The sequence below is a fragment of the Phormidesmis sp. 146-12 genome, assembly GCF_052939495.1.
This window is the reverse complement of record NZ_JBJPHS010000110.1, coordinates 1-18,589: the sequence shown is the minus strand read 5'-3', so window position 1 is coordinate 18,589 and position 18,589 is coordinate 1. Positions and strand designations below refer to the sequence as shown.

Genomic DNA, 18,589 nt, shown 5'->3' with positions numbered 1-18,589 from the left:
GGGGGCAGAAGCGTTAAATACCGAAGCGAAAAAACTCTATCGAATTCACGTTAACAGGGGAGCCGTCGAGAAACAATTGATTGCAATGCGATCGGCTTGTTCTTCAGCACTTCGATTAGTGAATCAGAACGGTTTCTGTGGGTGGTTCACTGGCTGGTTATTTTATTTTGACATTGCATACAGCATTGCCATTCCTTGGGGTTCGTGACTGTATTTACCGCTGCGTTCCGGTTGATAAGTTTCGTTGTACAAACAAAGACTATTGGGATTTTTGAGGACAAACTGCATCATTTTGCGGTGAGCGTCTCCTTGAAAGAATTGTCTTAGATCATGCTGCGATCGCCAATAGCTCACCATGATCACTTCGCCCGCCCCACACAGACCTGCTTTGACCTGCACACAGCCTTTTGCATTGGCAGTAGAACTTCTAATCCAGGGCAGATTTTTCCATAGCCAAAAAAAGCCGCCGCGATCGCGGCTCAAAATCCCATTCACAAACACAACGGCTTCTGGATGTTCTGGCAACTCGATCTGATGAATGGAGTAGTTCATGATGCTTACCTTTTTGAATGTATGAACGATGTATGGATTCAGTCATATACTCAATAATTAGATTATTCACTAAATTGAGTATACAATCTAAGATATATTCAACTTAGTGAATATGTCAACCCGTTACTTATGTCTCTTACTTATGCGATTTTGTCGGTTTTGGTCTGCGCTCCCAGCAGTGGATATGATCTGGCCAAGCGATTTAACCCCTCCGTAGAAGGGTCAGTTGGTTTCTTCTGGAGCGCCAGTTTTCAACAGATTTATCGAGAACTCAACCGCCTGGAGGAGAAAGCCTGGGTGCAAGCCGAATCCATCCAACAAGACAATCGACCCGACAAACGCCTCTACTCAGTGACAGCGTTGGGAAAACAGCAGCTATCTCAATGGATCGCCGAATCTGAAGAGATGGCACCCATCAAGGATGATTTACTCGTGAAGCTTTATGTCGGGCATCTGGTATCGCGATCGACGATCGTCTCCAAACTAGAAGCCCACCGCCAACAACATCAACAGCAATTAGCGATCTATCAAGCGATCAAAAACCAGCACTTCAAAAATCCGCAGGCGTTAACCAAAACGCTGAAGTTTCAATATATGACTCTACTGCGCGGCATTCACTTTGAAACAGGCTGGCTGGCTTGGTATGACGAGATCATGCCGTTGCTAAAGTAGATCGGCTGAATCGCTGCGAATTTGTTGAACGGGTTTGCTGAATGCACAATTCGGCGTTGCTGATTGGAGGGATGACTCTGTGGGAAGTGTCCATCTTTTCGCCCCCTAAATCCCCCAAAATTGGGGGACTTTGAACCTTGGGTTTCCCGCCGCTTTGGGGCAATTCAGCCCCTGATTCAGCAACGCCCACAATTCTTACTGGCTCAACCAGGCGATCGCTTGTCTAATCCAGGCTTCTGCATCGTCAGATTTGGATAGGGCGCTATTTTGTCCGACGGCTTGCAGGGCTTGCATGATTTCTTTATCGGTGTAGCCCAACGCCAACAAAGTCATTTCGACATCTTCTTGAATGTTGACCGTCGGGCCAGCACCAGGGGCGATCGAGAGTCCTGATTGTTGTCGCCATTCTGAGAGTTTGGTTTTTAGTTCTAAGGCAATGCGATCGGCAGTTTTGGCCCCCACGCCAGGAGTCCGAGACAGGAGGCGAGTGTTACCCGAAATCACCGCTTGCACCAGATCTTGGAGTCCCAACGTGTCTAACAGCGCCAGGGCGAGTTGAGGCCCAATCCCGCTGACGCTGACCAACTGCCGAAACAGATCGCGCTCGGCCGCCGCCCCAAACCCAAATAAAATCATTTGATCTTCTCGCACATGGAGATGCGTAAAAATCTGAGTCTCTTCGCCCACGTCGGGCAGTTGTTGAAGCAGACGAGGCACAATCTGCAAATCGTAGCCAATTTGATTGACTTCTAAGGTCAGCGTGACTCGGTTGCTGCTTTTGAGAATGGAAGCGATCGTACCTTTGAGATAGCCAATCATGGAGGGAGGAGGGAGGAGGGAGGAGGGAGGAGGGAGGAGGGGTTGCCGCTGGCGGCACGCTTCGCGAGAGGGATGAGGCAGTAAATTGTCCGGAAGTCCCCCAGAATGGGGGGTTGGGGGGCAGAAGACTTGAACACCGCAGCGAAAGAACTCGATCAACAGTCTTTTAGACTTTCACCCTTTGGTTTCTATCATAGGAAATTGAAGTATTGTAGGCCCTCTAAGATTCCGGCGGCGCAGTGACCTTTTGCGACATAGCGCGTTTCGCTGGGGTGTTCGTGGTGCCAGGTGAGCAGTTCGGGGTGAGCGTTGCCGACGATGATGCCGTGGGCCTCGTTGAGGCTAAACAGGGCGATGTCGTTGCCAGAATCTCCACAAGCGATCGTCTGACTGGGATCAAATCCCAAATTTTGACGGACGAATGACATCGCTAATCCTTTGTTGGCACGACGCGGCACAATGTCTAAATCTCTACCCGTGCTGTAAATGAGTTGAATCGACAAGCCCTTCTGCATTAGCAGCGTTCTAAGAAGCGACAGGACTGGTATCGCCGCATCTTCGGTTAAGAAAAAACTTACCTTAAAGGGGCACTGTTCGGTTTCTGGCTGCGGCACCAAGTCGGCAAAGTGGGCGGTTGTGGAGACGATGATTTCTCGATCCCAGCCAACGGCTAACTTGTCTGACCAGGAGCGATCAGGCGTTTGGCTTCCATTCAAATAAATCTCGGTGCCCACGCCTGCGATGAGAATGTCAGGTTCTAATAGCGTGTGTTCACGAGTTAGCTCCTGATAGAGCGTCAGCGATCGACCCGTTGAATAAACAATTTTGGTGCCGTATGTTTGGCGATGCTGGCTTAGTTGCTGATTGAGTCGTTCTAAAGCGTCATCGTCACCGACCAGCGTATTGTCTAAATCCGTTACAAACAAGAACTGAGACACAGCAAAACTTCCTAACTCCACAGCTTATGAGTTTAGCGATTTGTGATCAAAATTACGAATTCTGGAAGTCGCGAGAGATGGTTTCCAGTCAAAAGTACGATCGTCCTGCACGAATCATGGATGCCCTCCGACTGCTATTAGCTTCGCCAGGTATTCTGACGTTAAACAACGTGAATTCGACGAAATACGCTCCGACTGCAAATTCAGGAACGCCCTAAATCCCCCACAAGTGAGGGACTTTGAACTGGAATTCTTGTCTTAAAGTCCCCCAAAATTGGGGGGTTGGGGGGCAGAAGTGCAAGATAACGAAGCGAAAAGTTCTATCGAACTGACGTTAAACCATCCCAATTCAACTATCGTCTAAGCTCCGATGCGAGTATCAAGATTTTGCATTCAATTACACATTTACTAGAGCCTTTCTCCCCGAAAATACGGGAGTCTTTCTTGACCGAGGGACTCGATCGTTCCGTGAAGGGCTAAAAAACCAATTTAAGCTCACGTCGCCAAACACACTCATCTCAGAACTCATACTCAGAACTCATACTCAATCAATTTGTGAATGCTACAGATCCTTCGCCCCCTAAATCCCCCATTCTGGGGGACTTTGAGAATCCGAGACTTCTTTGGCTTAAAGTCCCCCACCAGTGGAGGATTTAGGTTGCTCTCCCAGATTTGTAGCACTTAAAGATCAATAAGATTACTTTGGTATTATCTACTCAGTTGCGGGTAGCGTTGTCTGATTTGAGCAAACTGTTGAAAAGATACAAAAAACAATATTAATTTTATTAGTATTGATCGATACTCAAAAATCTAAAAACCATTCAGTCTCAGGACTTTGGGAGATACTCACTTAGATAAATAGCGGATTCAAGATTGCTCCCGATATGCTTGACGCAGGTTTGTATCAGGGGAAGGCTGTATGTACAACATGGACGTGTTAAATAAGCAGATTCAGGTCGTTTATGGGCGGGTCTTAGGATTGCATCAACAATCTCCCCAAACAAGAACTGCACCCTCTGAAGTGCTTCCGATCGCTCTCAAAGAACTGGGTCTCGCTTCAGAAGAATTACAGGTCGCGGTCGAAGAATTAACGCGCCAAAATGAAGTGCTGGCGATGGCTCAACACGAGGCTAATACAGCCCGCTTGCACTATCAGAGTGTGTTTGAGTTTGCGCCAGATGCTTTGGTGATCACCTCGCTGTCGGGAGTCGTTCAAGAAGCCAATCGAGCGGCGGCCGTTTTGTTTGATCGCCAGTCCCGTTATCTCACCGGAAAGCCTCTGGTCAGTCTCGTGACCTTTGACGATCGCACCACGTTTCGCAATCTTTTGACTCGACTCAATCAGCGAGACAGCTCGATCAGTCCGCAAAATCGGTCTCAGGTGATGATCCGGCTACATCGTCAACCGCAGGACTGGTTTGAGGCAGGGCTGACCGTTGATATTATTCGCGATGAGCAAGAAGAGCCGCTCTTGTTACGGTGGCAGATTCAGGATTTGAGCAATCGCAAACGGGCCGTCGCCGTCTTAACGCACACCGATTCCGACTTACCAAAACCGCGTGCTTGCGATCGCTACCGTCGTGGAGAGACGATCCCCCTTGAGGCGCAGACTCTCTGGCTTGTGGTGCAGGGCGTAGTGAAGCTAACGACGCTTTCAGAGCGGGGTGAAGAAATTTTGGTCGGTTTGGCCGCCGAAGAGCAAGTGTTTGGGGCGAGTCTTACCAGGCTGCCTGTCTATCAAGCGATCGCCCTTGCGGATGTAGACCTGGTGGCGATCCCGGTCGCGGAGATGGCTCAATCGATGGAGTTTGCTCAGACACTGATGCCCCGAATCGTCCATCGGCTTCAGCAAGCAGAGCGGTTTGTCACGATGCACGGCCATCTTCGTGCTCAAGATCGACTCATCCAGCTATTGCAGTTGCTCAAAGAAGAAATAGGAGCGCCGATCTCGACAGTAGAAGGCAAAGCGATCGTATTAGAAACGCGGCTCAAAGCAAAGTTAACGCATCAAGATTTTGCGAGTGCTTGCTGTACGACACGAGTCACGATCACGCGGCTACTGGGACAACTTCAATATCAAGGTAAGATTCGGTTGGATGCTCAAAACCACTGGGTGATTAGAGATAATATGATTTGTTGAACAAATAACTCAAATTATAAATATCTAACTAATTGCCATTCAAACTTTTCCCTTTAGGGTGTGGAATGAGCGCTATGGAAGCCCTATGAAGTAATACCAAATTGATCTTTGAGTGCTACAGATCTGGGAGAGCAACCTAAATCCCCTACTTGTGGGTGACGGCGTTGCTGATTGGAGGGATGAATCTGTGGGAAGTGTCCATCTTTTCGCCCCCTAAATCCCCCAAAATTGGGGGACTTTGAACCTTGGGGTTTCCCGTCGCTTTGGGGCACACCCCCTGATTCAGCAACGCTGTGGGTGACTTTAAGCCAAAGCAATCTCGGATTCTCAAAGTCCCCCAGAATGGGGGATTAGGGGGCGAAGGATCTGTAGCATTCACAAATTGATTGGGTATGAGACAGTCGTCTGCAATGTGCAGCTTTAATTTATATCCCGGCCTTTTAATTCGATCGCGCTCCCCCATCAAAAAGCAGTCTGTAAACTGAAACTCATTCCGGCTTCCGTTTTTACCTTTCTAAGGGGGGATCGAAGGGGTTAGAAGATGTGTCTAGGCATCAATAATTTGTATAAGAAACCTGCGATCGCAATTCATTTGTTCTAGCCTTTGAGCCACTATTTGAACGACTAGAAAACCCTAGATCTGTTTGTAACTAAGTCGATCGTGCTTCTAGATAATGTCTAAAAATTGCAAACAATTAATCCTGAAATTGACTCAACAATTCTTCTTATTGCTAATTAATTAACGTCATAGAATAGACGAGTCTCTGTCTAGACGTAGAGGCAAAAACAACGCTTTTGTTTCACAGTATCAGTGTGCTGACGAAATGTGCTAAAGGCTTATTTTTATCGGTGCAAATTGGTTTAATCAACGATTGAGCACAGTTTTAATACTTCCCTAATTTAAAATGACTAGCCAGAACGGAAACGACTTTTTTGTCCGACGCATTCAGGCTGCATACCAACGGACAGAAGAGACCTTTCAAGAACTCAAAGGCGCACCTGAGCACCAGTCCCAAGCATTACTGAATTGCCTGGAAGAGCTTCATGTCTCTCTAGAAGAATTACAGGTTGCTCAAGATGAGCTTTGTCAACAACAAAACGCAATTTTAGAAGCCCAAGACGCGATCGAATCCGAACGACAGCGCTATTGCGAACTTTTTGAATTTGCTCCCGATGGCTATCTGATCACCGATCGCTTTGGGGCTATTCGGGAGGCTAATCGGGCTGCTGCCATCTTGCTAAAAATCAATCCCGATTACTTGTTAGGCAAACCGATCGTCAACTTTGTGCCCGAAGCCAATCGCCGCGCATTTCGCAATATCCTGGGTGAGCTTCCGATTCTAAGTCGGGTTCAAGAATGGGAAGTACAGCTACAAAATAGAGAACACACTCGGTTTGAAGCCGCAATCACCGTCGAAACGGTACGCGATCCCCGTGGAGAAGTCTTGGGACTGCGCTGGCTAATTCGTGACATCACCGCTCGCAAACAGGCCGAAGAGCAACTTCATCAGACCCAGATCCAAAACCTGCAACTGCTCGAAGCCGATCGCCTCAGACGGCAATTTATCGCGACGGTCACTCACGAGCTACGCACTCCGATGAATGCGATTTTGGGCTTTTCTAAACTGTTGCTGCGTCAGTTTCAAGATCAGGGGCAACGGCGCGAATCTGATATGCTAGAGCGCGTTTTGAGAAACGGTGAACATTTACTTCTGCTGATCGAAGACATTCTCGACTTTTCAAAACTGCAAGCCAACCGATTAGAACTGTCTCAACAAGCCTTTGATTTGAATGAATTAATGCGGGCGATCGTTGAAGAACTCAATCCCTTAGCCGAGCAAAAAAGCTTAGACTTTCAGCTTCACCTACCGCCTGATGCCATTGAAATCGTCAACGATCGCCTGCGGCTACGTCAAATTGTGACCAACCTGTTATCAAATGCGATTAAATTTACCGATGCTGGTAGTGTTTCTCTAGAGGTGCTAAAGCTTCCAGAAGGACGGATTGCGATCGTCATTCGTGACACCGGAATTGGCATTGATGAACTCAACCAGGCGCAGATCTTTCGAGAATTTTGGCAGGTCGATCAAACTCATACGCGACTACACGGCGGGACAGGATTGGGGTTATCGATTACCAAAGCTTTGGTTGAGTTGATGCAAGGAGCAATCTCTGTCGAAAGTCAAGTCGGAGTTGGCACCACCTTTCGAGTCGAAATCCCCCGCTACGCTTTAAGTTGCTAACGCTTAAAACACACCGACCCAAATTTCAGGTTTAATAGGTATACTAATCCTGAATCATTGGTGAAAGTCTTCAAAGAGCAGGCTCTTTTATGGCAATCCTAAATGAGTCACGAACAGATTTTTGTCGCTCCGTTCCAGTCCGCTTCGCCCCCTAAATCCCCCAGTCTGGGGGACTTTGAAACTGGGGAATGGGTCTTGAAATCTAGGAAGTCTCTCTGCTCAAAGTCCCCCAGACTGGGGGATTTAGGGGGCGCGATCAAGTCTGCATTTCACGAGTGATTTGGGATTGCTTTAGTTCTTAGTTCTTGGTTCTTAGTTCTTAGCTTTTGATTGACGACTAACCGCTAACCACTAATCACTAATCACCGCATTCTCACAACCCAAATAGGATAGTTATCGGTGTAATTTATCGGTGTAATTAATAACAAATTGCTCTTTGAGTGCTACAGATTTGGGAGAGCAACCTAAATCCTCCACAAGTGGGTAACTTTAAGCCAAAGCAGTCTCAGATTCTCAAAGTCCCCCAGAATGGGGGATTTAGGGGGCGAAGGATCTGTAGCATTCACAAATTGATTTGGTATCACAACACGGTTAATGGTTTGCTCAGGTTTTTCGCTTAACAAATTCATGCCTAATCGCAATATTATTGTTATTGGAGCCTCAGCCGGAGGGGTCGAAACGCTGACTCAGCTAGTTAGCGCGCTGCCTAAAGATCTATCTGCTGTGATTTTTGTGACCGTGCATTTTCCATCCTATGGGACTAGTGTGCTACCCCAAATTCTCGATCGCTGTGCCACCCTGCCTGCCTTTCACCCCAAAGATGGTGACCCGATCGAGCTAGGAAAAATTTATGTCGCACCGCCGGGCTATCATCTCGTGCTACACAATCACCGCATTTGTCTGAGTCGTGGCCCGCGCGAAAATGGGCATCGTCCTGCGATCGATGTTTTGTTTCGGTCAGTGGCCCATTCCTACGGTCAGCGAGTAGTCGGCGTAATTTTGTCAGGACTGCTTGATGATGGCACCGCCGGACTCAAAGTGATCAAAGAACGAGGCGGGATGGCGATCGTTCAAAACCCTGAAGAAGCTTCGTTTGATGGCATGGTGCGAAGTGCGATCGAGAATGTAAAGGTTGACTTAGTTTTGAATGTCAGCGACATTGCGTTGCGGTTGGTTGCTTTGAGTCAGGAGACTGTAAGAGAGGATGATTCGATGTCCGACAATTTTGAGCGAGAAGTAGAAGCCGTCGCGACTAGCAAGGCCGATCTGGAGCAGGGAAAGCACCCCCAAACGACCCCTTCGATGGTGACCTGCCCTGACTGTGGTGGGGTGTTGTGGGAAGTAAAAACCAATAACTTGATTCGCTATCGCTGTCACGTTGGGCATGTCTATTCGAGTGATAGTTTGCTCTCTGAGCAGGCGAGTCTGGTCGAAACGTCTCTCTGGTCGGCAATCCGGGCCCTCGAAGAAAAAGCGGCTCTAGCAAGACGAATGGCAAAGCAGGCCCGCGATCAAAATCGACTCTTGTCAGAAGCCCAATTTCTAGCCCGCGCTGACGAAGCCAAACAGCAAGCCGATGTTGTAAGACGAGTTGTGGCCGAGCAGACCGATAAGGTTAGCAACAAGCGAAATGGAAATTTACTTCACGAGCGAGATGGACAGTTCGGTTAGTGCAAATTCGATAAACTTCTCCGCAGACCTGAGAACGCCCCCTAACCCCATGAGTGAGGGACTTTGAACCGGAAATCTTCGTAGGTTGGTATTGAGCAATGCGAAACCCAACAGCAGCCTTTCTACCGTTGCTAACGTTGGGTGTCACCAGGTTCAACCCAACCTACCTGAAAAGATTTGTCAGTCAATCAGGGGATGACTCTGTGGGAAGTGTTAATCCTTTCGCCCCCTAAATCCCCCAAATTGGGGGACTTTGAACCTTGGGGTTCCCTCCGTTAAATCCTCCAAAATTAGGGGACTTTGAACGAGAGATCTTGTCCGAAAGTCTCTTAGAGTTGGCAGTTTGGGGGGGCAGAAGTGCTGAATAACGGAGTGGAAAAACTCTATCGAATTCACGTTAACATATGATTCGAGATCGCTCCTTTGTCACCCCTGTTTGAGCACCTGATTGTTAAAATATAGATACATCTTTTTTGTACGATTACTTGAACGCAGACTCTTGTAAGTTGTTTCCGGGTGCTGCGTTTGACGTAGTTGTGGTAGCTACTTCTAAAGGCGGACTTAATGCGCTAAATCAACTATTTATTCATCTCCCCGCCAGCTTTCCGATCGCGCTAGTTGTGGTTCAGCATCTCGCGCCCAACGCAATGCCTGCAATCTTGCCCCACTTGCTCCGTCGCCAAACGGTTCTCAATGTCAAGGCAGCGATCGCTGGAGATCGGTTACAAGCAGGCACTATCTACGTTCCGCCACCCGATTGGCATATTCAGATTAGTGCGGTAGGGGCGATCGAGCTATCCCAAACAGATCGGGTCAACTTTACTCGTCCGGCTGCGGATGTACTCTTTGCGTCGGTTGCAGAAAACTTTAGGGATCGAGCGATCGCCATCGTTTTAACCGGGACAGGGCAAGACGGAGCCGCCGGACTTTTGCAAGTCAAACAAATGGGCGGGACAACGATCGTTCAAGATCGAGCATCGTCCGAATATTTTGCAATGCCCAACGCCGCAATTCAGACTCAGGCGGTTGATCAAGTTCTTCCATTGCCACAGATTGCCGCTACGCTAATTAAGCTAGTTTGTGGGACTGAAGGCGAGCTTCTTCGTTCCGCTTCGCCAGGAGTTATTTAAGGTTTCTTTGCACAATTGAGGTGCTCTAAGATGAGGTGCTCCAAGATCCATAGCACTCAAAGATCAATTTAGTACAAGATTTCCATGAGTAGTGACAATTACAACCCCGATTTTGAGACCTTATTAGAGTATTTAAAACAAAGTCGAGGCTTTGACTTTACGGGTTACAAACGGTCTACTTTGATGCGTCGTGTCATCAAGCGAATGCAATCCGTAAACATTGAAAGTTACATTGGTTACCTCAACTACTTAGAAGTCCATCCCGAAGAATTTAACTTTCTATTCAACACTCTGTTGATTAATGTGACTGCATTTTTTCGCGATCGCCCCACCTGGGATTATCTATCTGACGAAATAATTCCGCTGATTTTGGCGCGTCGAGAAGCAAACCAACAAATTCGCGTTTGGAGTGCGGGCTGTGCCTCTGGAGAAGAAGCGTACTCGATCGCAATGGCCCTGGCCGATACGCTTGGACTAAGTGAATTTAGAGAACACGTCAAAGTCTATGCCACCGATGTAGACGAAGAAGCCTTAAATCAAGCCCGTCAAGCCAGCTATTCGACCGAAAGCCTGGAAGCAGTGTCTAGCAGTCAGTTGGCGCAGTATTTTGAACCCGCCGCCGACCATCGCTATGTTGTCCGAGAAGAGTTGCGGCGATCGGTGATTTTTGGCCGTTTGGATCTGATTCAAGATGCTCCGATCTCTAAACTCAACTTATTAATGTGCCGCAATACGTTGATGTACTTTAATGCAGAAACCCAGGAGAGAATTCTCAACCGCTTTCATTTTGCACTGCGAAACGACGGCTTTCTCTTTCTCGGCAAAGCAGAAATGCTGATCACGCATTCCAATATTTTTGCGCCGATTGATCTTAAATGCCGCATTTTTAGTAAAGTCGCCAAGCTCAAGGTGCGCGATCACCTGCTAGGAATGACTTCTACAGGCAATGGTGAAACGGTCAATCAGCTTCCTAATCAATTACGTCTCAGAGAGGCAGCGTTTGATATGGGGACTTTAGCAACCTTGATCATCGACACCGACGGGCGACTTGCTTTAGCCAACAAATCTGCCAGAAATTTGTTTAACCTGAGCGCCCGTGATCTCGATCGTCCGCTTCAAGATCTCGAAGTTTCTTATCGTCCGGTGGAGTTGCGATCGTGTATCGAGCGAGCCTACCAAACTCGTCAAACCGTCAATATCACTGATGTCGCTTATCCCGTGGGTCAAGGCGAAGTCATGTCATTCAATGTGCAAGTTTCACCTTTGTTTGATGCAGATCAAATTTTAGGCATCAGCATTACGTTCATCGATGTCAGCCACTACAAACGCCTCCAAGCAGAACTCGAACACGCCAACCAGGAACTCGAAACCGCCTATGAAGAACTCCAATCGACCAACGAAGAACTCGAAACCACCAACGAAGAACTCCAATCGACCAACGAAGAACTCGAAACCATGAATGAAGAACTGCATTCGACCAACGAAGAATTGCAGACCGTCAACGACGAACTTCAGCGCAGCACCGAGGACTTAAATCACAGCAATGCCTTTCTAGAATCAATTTTGACCAGCTTAAAAGGTGGAGTTGTCGTCGTCGATCGCAATCTCCAAGTGCAAATCTGGAACGATAAAGCCGAAGAGCTATGGGGGCTGAGAATGACAGAAGCCCTGGGACAAAACTTTCTCAATCTCGACATTGGGCTTCCGGTTGAGCAACTAGTGCAAGCCCTGCGGGGCTGTCTCATTGAGCAATATCCCGACGGCGTTAAGCTAACCCTGGAGGCAGTCAACCGTCGCGGCAGAAGGATTTGTTGTCAGGTCAGTTGTACTTCGCTGATAGGAGTCGATCGCCAACCCCAGGGGGTCATTCTTCTCATGGAAGAACAAAGCGAAGAAGAAATAAGCGAAACAGTCACCAGTGATAACCCAGACGAAAATTTAGCGTAGTTTTCCTGATCCATCCTCCTACATGAGATAACCAAAACGCCACTACAGGAACCCTTCAACTCACGCGACCAATCATCGTTCAATGTCTAATTGATACTGCCTAATTGATAATGTAGGCAATGTGCAACTTTCTGATCAACGTCCCCCTTTTGAAGCTGCCGTGTAGACACACGTCGATCGATCTGTCATTGCTGAGATCTTTCGCCCCCTAAATCCCCCAAAAATGGGGGACTTTGAGCCGTCGTCATGGCTTTGAACTTTGGAAATCTTTCCTTTGTCAAAGTCCCCCAGCATGGGGGATTTAGGGGACTGAAGTAACCTGGCAACAAACGATCTTATTTAATTCACGATCCTTAATGCCTAATTGATTAACTCCAAGTCTTTGGGTGTGTTGCAGTTAAATAGCATTTCTGGATGATCTAACTTCCATTCTTCAACGACGTGTTGTGATAGCCACTGCTGAAACGATCGCCCTCCGGCTGCAATAAAAGTCTGCAAGTGGGCAAAACAGTCTTGTCGATAAAATCCGCACAGTGGCTCCCACCCTTTTGTTCCTTTGGGTAATCGCGCGATCGCTGCCGTCGAAATATTCGCTAACTGTTGTGATTCCTGGTACAACACGTCACCCCGCAATCGAGGCAAATCACAAGCCAGGAGTAAAATCCATTCAGCCTGCATCTGCGGCAAAGCTTGAGCAAACCCAGTGAGCGGCGATCGAGGGTTGACTTCAGCAATGAACTGAGTCGTTGGCGGCACAATCGAACGGTAGCGATCACTCCACGCAGTCACCACATACACCCGTGAAGTACAGTGCAACGCCGCCTCACACACTCGCTGTAATAAAGGAACGCCATCCACTTTGATCAGCGCTTTGTCGTGACCCATTCGAGAACTTTTGCCGCCCGCCAATACGATCGCGCTGAGAGTGGGTTCAAGGATTGAATTCTCAAGATTAGTCTCAATCAATTTCAACTCGCTTTGTTTTAGACGATCGCCCGATTTAATAGTTAGAGAAGAGTTTGGCACGTCGAATTCTTTCGCTAAAAGTTTAATAAGTTCTTCGTTTGCTTTGCCCTCAACAGGGGGTGATCCTGGTTGACTGACAGAACTCCTGAAACCCTCGATTTTTCGTAGGTTGGTGTTGAGCAACGCGAAACCCAACAGCAGCCTTTCTACCGTTGCTAACGTTGGGTTTCACCAGGTTCAACCCAACCTACCTGAAAAAATTTGTCAGTCAATGATGGCGGTGATCTCAAAAACACAATTAGCGTATCGTCCTCCTCAACTTCTATTTTTTGCTGGCTAGAATTAGGCTTAATACCAAGTTGAAAATAAGCTGCAACCAGGTGATCAGTCAAACTTAGTCAAAGTCCCCCAGAATTGGGGATTTAGCGATTATCTTGAATGTCAAGCCGGAAGCGAAACCATTCATCGAATTCACGTTAAAAGCCCCTCATCCCTTCGCCCAACGCCAATTCGATCGATTCCAGTCGTAGAGTCCTTGAATTTCGTATTCGCTGCCGTTGTCAAAGCGGACGGTGGATTTTGTTTGGGAGGGTTCGACATCGCCTTGGACGCTGATCACCGTACAGGGAAACCATTCGCGACCGTTGGGGTCAGATTCTTGTACCCATTCCCAAAGCGTATTGGAAACTTCGATGCGATCGCCCACTTTTAGCTTCAAAATAGCTTCGTCTTCGTAGTCGGCGAGGTCGGCTGAGGTAATACTTTCTAGCCACTGCACGCCAAACAAATCTCGGACAAACTGCACGTTGCCAGAGTCGCGGTTTTGTAGCCAATCGTTGAGCAGCGTCACCTTCCAGGATTGGTTTTGCTGTTCTTGAGCGGTGATAAATTCTAAAAGGGCGGTGCGCTGTTGGGGAGATAGTTGATCGAGCGGATTGATCTCAAGCGTCGATCGCTCAGACAATCGGGCTTTGAGCGTCTGCGTGAGAATCTCTTTCTGTTCTTCGCTTAAAGAACAGCCCATCATGTCGCACTGATGGAAGGCAGCTTGTAGAGCCGCTGCAATCTCAGCTTGGGTCATAAAACAGGAAGTCAGACAGCACGTTTGATATGAAGATGGGTTTCTTAATTATCGCAAAACTGCCCGTCTGCTTCCATCCTTTAATTTAACGTCAGTTCGATGAGAGTGACTCGCTTCGTTTCAATCGGCTTCAGCCCCCTAAATCCCCCACAAGTGAGGGACTTTGAACGAGAAATATTGTCTCAAAGTCCCCCAAAATTGGGGGGTTGGGGGGCAGAAGTGCTGAATAACGAAGCGAGAAAATTCCATCGAATTCACGTTAATTTAGAGTCGTGTTTGAAGACGCTAAAATCTGTGCGACCCCTTGCGGGTAACTCAAAGAGATCGTTCTGTCATCAATTTGTACCCGCTCACCAAAGCAGCAAAGGCGATCATAAAATTCCACAGGCTGGTTGGCTTGAGAAAAACGCCGCCACTGAGAAACACCAGCACAATGCCTGCCATGATTGAGAGCCAGCCAAAGTTTCCGGTTTGTCGAGGAAAGCAAATCAGAGAGGCAGTGCCGCCCATGATGCAGAGAACCGACCCGATCGCTGGCAGGTTGCGCCAAAAAAAGGGAGAGTAATAGGTCGAAAACATAATATTTTGACCTAGAAAATAAATCCCAGCGATCAGCAACAAGAGTCCCAGTATTTTCTGCATAGTTTTGTGTGAAGTTCGCGACTGACTATTCTTGTCCAAGAGATTTGTCCAACAGATGTAGACATCACCTGGCAAAGTCTTGAATCCGGATTAAACGTTTAAAGAGATTTCTGGCAGGCTATTAATCTCGGAAAGCTCCTAAATTTATTCGGCAATTCTGAGAGACTTTCAGGATAATCAGGAATCAGGAATAGACAGCGCCAGTTGGTAGATTTGCCGACGGGGGAGAGCGGTTTGTTGGGCGAGTTGGCGACTGGCATCCGATCGCGACAACCCCTGATTTAATAAGTTCTGCAATTCTGCAACGATCGCCGCATCTGATAGGACGAGTTCCCTAATCTCTGCGCCAGCGACGACGAGGGTAAACTCTCCTTGAGGGTCGCGACTCTTGTAGTGCTCGATCGCTGCTTGAAGGGTGCCGCGCCAAAATTCTTCGTGCAGTTTGGTCAATTCTCGTGCCAGCGTGATGGAGCGATCGCTCCCCAAAACGTCTGCCATATCTTGCAGCGTGGCTCTCAGTCGATGCGGCGATTCGTAGAAAACCAGCGATCGAGCCTCTAACTGCAACGATTCTAAGAAAGTGCGACGAGCTTGGCTTTTGGCAGGGAGAAATCCTTCAAAGGTAAAGCGATCAGTCGGCAACCCAGACGCACTCAGAGCCGTAATGACAGCACTTGCTCCAGGAATCGGGACGACAACAAATCCACCATCAGCACAGGCTTTGACCAGTTCGTACCCTGGGTCAGAAATTCCTGGCATCCCGGCATCGGTGACAAGGGCGATCGACTGTCCGTTTTGTAAGCGATCGAGCAGTTCTGGAGTCCGAGAAATCTGGTTATGTTCGTGATAGCTGATCTGAGGTGTTTTAACCTGGAAGTGGTGGAGCAGCTTTCCGGTATGGCGCGTGTCTTCTGCGGCAATTAGATCCACCGTTTGCAAAATTCGCACCGCCCGAAAGGTCATATCTTCGAGGTTGCCGATCGGGGTGCCGACGATGTAGAGAGTTCCAGCTTTTGCATCCATGTCGCGATCGTATCTTGAGATGAGCACACCTGATGAGCAAACATGGACTGTTTATTGGCTTGGTGACGATCGATTTAATTTATCTCGTCGATCGTCCGCCTGCGGTGAATGAAAAGATTGTGGCGATCGACTACACGACTGCTGCGGGTGGCCCGGCGACGAATGCGGCCATTGCGTTTTGTCATTTAGGAAATCAGGCTGAACTTCTGGGCGTAGTGGGTCGGCATCCGATCAGTCACTTGATTTTGGCGGATTTGCAGCAGTGTGGCGTAGGCTTGTCGGACTTGAATCCGTCTCATACAGACTCGCCTCCCGTTTCGTCGATCGTCGTTTCTCAAGGAGAACGATCGGTCGTCTCGATCAATGCCATTAAGTCTCAAGTTGAGAATTACAAATTGCCCAAGGGTTTACAAACCATTGACATCGTGTTGGTAGACGGGCATCAGATGGCAGTCGGAATCGCGATCGCTCAACAAGCCAGACAGCAAAAAATCCCTGTTGTGATGGATGGAGGAAGCTGGAAACCAGGGAGCGATCGCCTGCTGCCTCACGTCGATTACGCTATCTGTTCCGCTAACTTTCACCCGCCTAGCTGCCAGAGTTTGGATCAAGTTTTTGCTTACCTGGCAGCGTTTGGTCTCTCAAAAATTGCGATTACCCAGGGAGAGCGATCGATCGAGTTTCTCAACAACGGCACCAGAGGACAGATCCCAGTTCCCACGGTGAAGGCGATCGACACATTGGGAGCAGGTGACATTTTCCACGGGGCGTTTTGCCACTATCTTTTGCAGTCAGATTTTGAGGATGCGTTGAAAAAAGCGGGCGCGATCGCCGCCCAGTCGTGTCAATCTTTTGGCACCCGTCGCTGGATGTCAGCCGACCAGCAGATTTAGCGAGTAGACTTTGGGGAGAAGCGAGTTACCCAAAACGCAGACACAAAACTACAGGAGAGTCAGAATTGGCAAATTTCCAACGCGGAGAACTAGCGGAAATTTTGGCGATCGCTCGCTCTGTGGGCTGGGGCGCAGCCGACATTTTGCTAAAAGCGCAGCATTCCACCTTTGGCATTGAGGAATCGGGCGAAAGTCCTGTCACGACGGCCGACCTCGCCGCCAATCAATACATTCTCGACAGCCTCCAAGCCTCACTGGGAACCCAAGATTTTGCCTACCTGAGCGAAGAAACCTTCAAAAATCAGCCCATCTCGGCTCGACGCGGCAAGCCCTGGGTCTGGATTATCGATCCTCTAGATGGCACCAAAGACTTCATCAACAAAACCGGAGAATACGCCGTTCACATTGCTCTGACTCACGAAGGTCGTCCTTTGCTGGCAGTCGTCGCCTGTCCCGAGTTTGGCAAACTCTATTACGCTACTCTGGGCAACGGCACCTTTGTCGAAACTCGTGAGGATGTCCACCCCAAAAAGCTTCAGGTTTCTGACAAGACTCGCCCAAAAGATTTGACGATCGTCACCAGTCGCAGTCACCGAGACGATCGCTTAAACCAACTCGTCGATCGATTTCTCCACAAAAGCCAGCGGCAAGTGGGCAGCATCGGCTGTAAGATTGCGGCGATCGTGGAGCATCAAGCCGACCTCTACCTCTCCCTCTCAAGCAAGTCAGCCCCCAAAGACTGGGATTTTGCCGCTCCTGATCTAATTCTCACCGAAGCAGGCGGCAGTCTCACCCATTTTGACAACACGCCTCTGCTCTACAACCAAGACGACGTAAACCAATGGGGCGGACTCCTGGCCAGCAATGGGCATTGTCATGCAGAACTGTGCGATCGTGCCACCCAACTTCTCTCAGAAATCGATCAATAGTCGATCAATAAGGGATGTCGAAGCCATACGAGTTAATCGAACAGTTCTTTCATCCCTCATCCCTCATCCCTCATCCCTCATCCTTCTCTCTGAGCAATTACCGCATAAAACGGATCGCCCCCCGGCATCCCAAATAGTTGTAGAATACTCGGCGTTTGAGACTGGCGCACGATCACTTCTGGTTGACTAAATCCCGGCACTGCTTTGAAATAGCCCTTTACCAACTCCACCCGACTCGCCTCAGAACCCTCTCGCCAAGCTGCGATCGCTTTTTGATAAAACATTCGATTTGAGAAGCTAAAGATGGCAATGCCGCCTGGTTTGAGAATTCGATGAATCTCGGTAAAAATGCCTTCTGGATACTGCAAATACTGCACCGAAACGGTATTTAACACGGCATCAAACGACTGGTCTTCGATCGGCAGTTTGGGATTTTGGTTGAGATTTTGCACAAAGTAATGATCGAGACGAGGATTTTGAGCAAGCTCCTCTGCATTCAGACCGTGACCTTCGACGTGAGCAAACTTCATCTCATCGGGCAAGTGTGACACCCAGCTACTCATCATGTCAAAAATGCGAGTGTTGGGCTGCAATCGTTCTCGATACAAGTCCGTCAGTTGTTGGATAAAGCCTTCATCGACGTGGGTGACAAAGCGCGGCGCATCATAAAACAATTTGTCGTCGGTATCGTCCAGTTTGGTGCGCTGATTGGGGTTGAGCAGCATGATGATTTGGGGCGAAAGAGTAAAGATTAACAGGTGTGAATTAACGATCGTCTATAGCTATCCGATTTGAGTTGTGAAAATTTTGGGGTTAGTCCTTAGTGGCTGGTCGTTAATTAACGTGAATTCGATGATCATCTTTCGCTACGGTTACCAATCCGGGCACCCCCCTAAATCCCCCACCAGTGAGGGACTTTGAACGAGAAATATTGTCTCAAAGT

The 18,589-nt window shown here is 48.4% G+C and carries 18 protein-coding genes; 10 read left to right on the top strand and 8 right to left on the bottom strand.

Annotated features, from left to right (window positions below; all coding sequences use genetic code 11):
• Positions 1 to 162: 162 nt before the first annotated feature.
• Positions 163 to 552, bottom strand: a complete 390-nt coding sequence (locus tag ACKFKF_RS28885; protein WP_446870830.1) for an antibiotic biosynthesis monooxygenase family protein — start codon at positions 550 to 552, stop codon at positions 163 to 165.
• 129 nt (positions 553 to 681) lie between these two features.
• On the opposite strand from ACKFKF_RS28885, the gene ACKFKF_RS28880 reads away from it, so the two are divergent.
• The gene (locus ACKFKF_RS28880; RefSeq protein WP_446870829.1) at positions 682 to 1,224 is read left to right on the top strand and encodes a PadR family transcriptional regulator; all 543 of its coding nucleotides are present in this window, start codon (positions 682 to 684) and stop codon (positions 1,222 to 1,224) included.
• A gap of 195 nt (positions 1,225 to 1,419) precedes the next feature.
• On the opposite strand, the gene ruvA is transcribed toward ACKFKF_RS28880, so the two are convergent.
• Together ruvA and ACKFKF_RS28870 are read right to left on the bottom strand one after the other, a co-directional pair.
• Positions 1,420 to 2,043, bottom strand: a complete 624-nt coding sequence (ruvA, locus tag ACKFKF_RS28875) for a Holliday junction branch migration protein RuvA (protein WP_446870828.1) — start codon at positions 2,041 to 2,043, stop codon at positions 1,420 to 1,422.
• Between the two features lie 191 nt (positions 2,044 to 2,234).
• Positions 2,235 to 2,981: a sucrose-phosphate phosphatase gene (locus tag ACKFKF_RS28870; RefSeq protein WP_446870827.1), complete on the bottom strand. Its 747-nt coding sequence runs from the start codon at positions 2,979 to 2,981 to the stop codon at positions 2,235 to 2,237.
• Positions 2,982 to 3,058: 77 nt separating this feature from the next.
• On the opposite strand from ACKFKF_RS28870, the gene ACKFKF_RS28865 reads away from it, so the two are divergent.
• The 6 genes from ACKFKF_RS28865 to ACKFKF_RS28840 all read left to right on the top strand — a co-directional run bounded on the left by ACKFKF_RS28865 (position 3,059) and on the right by ACKFKF_RS28840 (position 12,112).
• Positions 3,059 to 3,199: a hypothetical protein gene (locus ACKFKF_RS28865; RefSeq protein WP_446870826.1), complete on the top strand. Its 141-nt coding sequence runs from the start codon at positions 3,059 to 3,061 to the stop codon at positions 3,197 to 3,199.
• 701 nt (positions 3,200 to 3,900) lie between these two features.
• Positions 3,901 to 5,121, top strand: a complete 1,221-nt coding sequence (locus ACKFKF_RS28860; protein ID WP_446870825.1) for a helix-turn-helix domain-containing protein — start codon at positions 3,901 to 3,903, stop codon at positions 5,119 to 5,121.
• A 905-nt stretch (positions 5,122 to 6,026) separates the two neighbouring features.
• Positions 6,027 to 7,364 carry a PAS domain-containing sensor histidine kinase gene (locus ACKFKF_RS28855; protein ID WP_446870824.1) on the top strand — a complete coding sequence of 446 codons (1,338 nt, stop codon included), beginning with the start codon at positions 6,027 to 6,029 and terminating at the stop codon, positions 7,362 to 7,364.
• A gap of 627 nt (positions 7,365 to 7,991) precedes the next feature.
• Positions 7,992 to 9,035 carry a chemotaxis protein CheB gene (locus tag ACKFKF_RS28850; protein ID WP_446870823.1) on the top strand — a complete coding sequence of 348 codons (1,044 nt, stop codon included), beginning with the start codon at positions 7,992 to 7,994 and terminating at the stop codon, positions 9,033 to 9,035.
• 485 nt (positions 9,036 to 9,520) lie between these two features.
• Entirely contained in the window at positions 9,521 to 10,165 is a 645-nt protein-coding gene (locus ACKFKF_RS28845; RefSeq protein ID WP_446870822.1) for a chemotaxis protein CheB, read from the top strand.
• Between the two features lie 84 nt (positions 10,166 to 10,249).
• Positions 10,250 to 12,112: a CheR family methyltransferase gene (locus tag ACKFKF_RS28840; protein WP_446870821.1), complete on the top strand. Its 1,863-nt coding sequence runs from the start codon at positions 10,250 to 10,252 to the stop codon at positions 12,110 to 12,112.
• Positions 12,113 to 12,472: 360 nt separating this feature from the next.
• Here ACKFKF_RS28840 and ACKFKF_RS28835 read toward each other — a convergent pair whose 3' ends face one another.
• Entirely contained in the window at positions 12,473 to 13,261 is a 789-nt protein-coding gene (locus tag ACKFKF_RS28835; RefSeq protein ID WP_446870820.1) for a molybdenum cofactor guanylyltransferase, read from the bottom strand.
• On the opposite strand from ACKFKF_RS28835, the gene ACKFKF_RS28830 reads away from it, so the two are divergent.
• Entirely contained in the window at positions 13,254 to 13,418 is a 165-nt protein-coding gene (locus ACKFKF_RS28830) for a hypothetical protein (RefSeq protein ID WP_446870819.1), read from the top strand. The genes ACKFKF_RS28835 and ACKFKF_RS28830 overlap by 8 nt on opposite strands.
• 147 nt (positions 13,419 to 13,565) lie before the next feature.
• Here the strand turns inward: ACKFKF_RS28830 and ACKFKF_RS28825 are convergent, their stop codons facing one another.
• The 3 genes from ACKFKF_RS28825 to rsmI form a co-directional block, all read right to left on the bottom strand.
• Positions 13,566 to 14,159: a hypothetical protein gene (locus ACKFKF_RS28825; RefSeq protein WP_446870818.1), complete on the bottom strand. Its 594-nt coding sequence runs from the start codon at positions 14,157 to 14,159 to the stop codon at positions 13,566 to 13,568.
• A gap of 315 nt (positions 14,160 to 14,474) precedes the next feature.
• Positions 14,475 to 14,801: a hypothetical protein gene (locus ACKFKF_RS28820; protein WP_446870817.1), complete on the bottom strand. Its 327-nt coding sequence runs from the start codon at positions 14,799 to 14,801 to the stop codon at positions 14,475 to 14,477.
• Positions 14,802 to 14,978: 177 nt separating this feature from the next.
• Positions 14,979 to 15,851, bottom strand: a complete 873-nt coding sequence (rsmI, locus tag ACKFKF_RS28815) for a 16S rRNA (cytidine(1402)-2'-O)-methyltransferase (RefSeq protein WP_446870816.1) — start codon at positions 15,849 to 15,851, stop codon at positions 14,979 to 14,981.
• Between the two features lie 5 nt (positions 15,852 to 15,856).
• On the opposite strand from rsmI, the gene ACKFKF_RS28810 reads away from it, so the two are divergent.
• A complete protein-coding gene (locus ACKFKF_RS28810) occupies positions 15,857 to 16,717 on the top strand; it encodes a sugar kinase (protein ID WP_446870815.1) in 861 nt (286 codons plus the stop codon).
• 65 nt (positions 16,718 to 16,782) lie between these two features.
• The gene (locus ACKFKF_RS28805) at positions 16,783 to 17,646 is read left to right on the top strand and encodes a 3'(2'),5'-bisphosphate nucleotidase CysQ family protein (RefSeq protein ID WP_446870814.1); all 864 of its coding nucleotides are present in this window, start codon (positions 16,783 to 16,785) and stop codon (positions 17,644 to 17,646) included.
• 77 nt (positions 17,647 to 17,723) lie between these two features.
• Here the strand turns inward: ACKFKF_RS28805 and ACKFKF_RS28800 are convergent, their stop codons facing one another.
• The gene (locus tag ACKFKF_RS28800) at positions 17,724 to 18,371 is read right to left on the bottom strand and encodes a class I SAM-dependent methyltransferase (protein ID WP_446870813.1); all 648 of its coding nucleotides are present in this window, start codon (positions 18,369 to 18,371) and stop codon (positions 17,724 to 17,726) included.
• Positions 18,372 to 18,589 lie beyond the last annotated feature (218 nt).

Bases quoted from the DNA above. Each gene is read 5' to 3' on its own strand.
- ACKFKF_RS28885 (WP_446870830.1), bottom strand. From the start codon at position 552: ATGAACTACTCCATTCATCAGATCGAGTTGCCAGAACATCCAGAAGCC.
- ACKFKF_RS28880 (WP_446870829.1), top strand. From the start codon at position 682: ATGTCTCTTACTTATGCGATTTTGTCGGTTTTGGTCTGCGCTCCCAGC.
- ruvA (WP_446870828.1), bottom strand. From the start codon at position 2,043: ATGATTGGCTATCTCAAAGGTACGATCGCTTCCATTCTCAAAAGCAGC.
- ACKFKF_RS28865 (WP_446870826.1), top strand. From the start codon at position 3,059: ATGGTTTCCAGTCAAAAGTACGATCGTCCTGCACGAATCATGGATGCC.
- ACKFKF_RS28860 (WP_446870825.1), top strand. From the start codon at position 3,901: ATGTACAACATGGACGTGTTAAATAAGCAGATTCAGGTCGTTTATGGG.
- ACKFKF_RS28855 (WP_446870824.1), top strand. From the start codon at position 6,027: ATGACTAGCCAGAACGGAAACGACTTTTTTGTCCGACGCATTCAGGCT.
- ACKFKF_RS28850 (WP_446870823.1), top strand. From the start codon at position 7,992: ATGCCTAATCGCAATATTATTGTTATTGGAGCCTCAGCCGGAGGGGTC.
- ACKFKF_RS28840 (WP_446870821.1), top strand. From the start codon at position 10,250: ATGAGTAGTGACAATTACAACCCCGATTTTGAGACCTTATTAGAGTAT.
- ACKFKF_RS28825 (WP_446870818.1), bottom strand. From the start codon at position 14,159: ATGACCCAAGCTGAGATTGCAGCGGCTCTACAAGCTGCCTTCCATCAG.
- ACKFKF_RS28820 (WP_446870817.1), bottom strand. From the start codon at position 14,801: ATGCAGAAAATACTGGGACTCTTGTTGCTGATCGCTGGGATTTATTTT.
- ACKFKF_RS28810 (WP_446870815.1), top strand. From the start codon at position 15,857: ATGAGCAAACATGGACTGTTTATTGGCTTGGTGACGATCGATTTAATT.
- ACKFKF_RS28800 (WP_446870813.1), bottom strand. From the start codon at position 18,371: ATGCTGCTCAACCCCAATCAGCGCACCAAACTGGACGATACCGACGAC.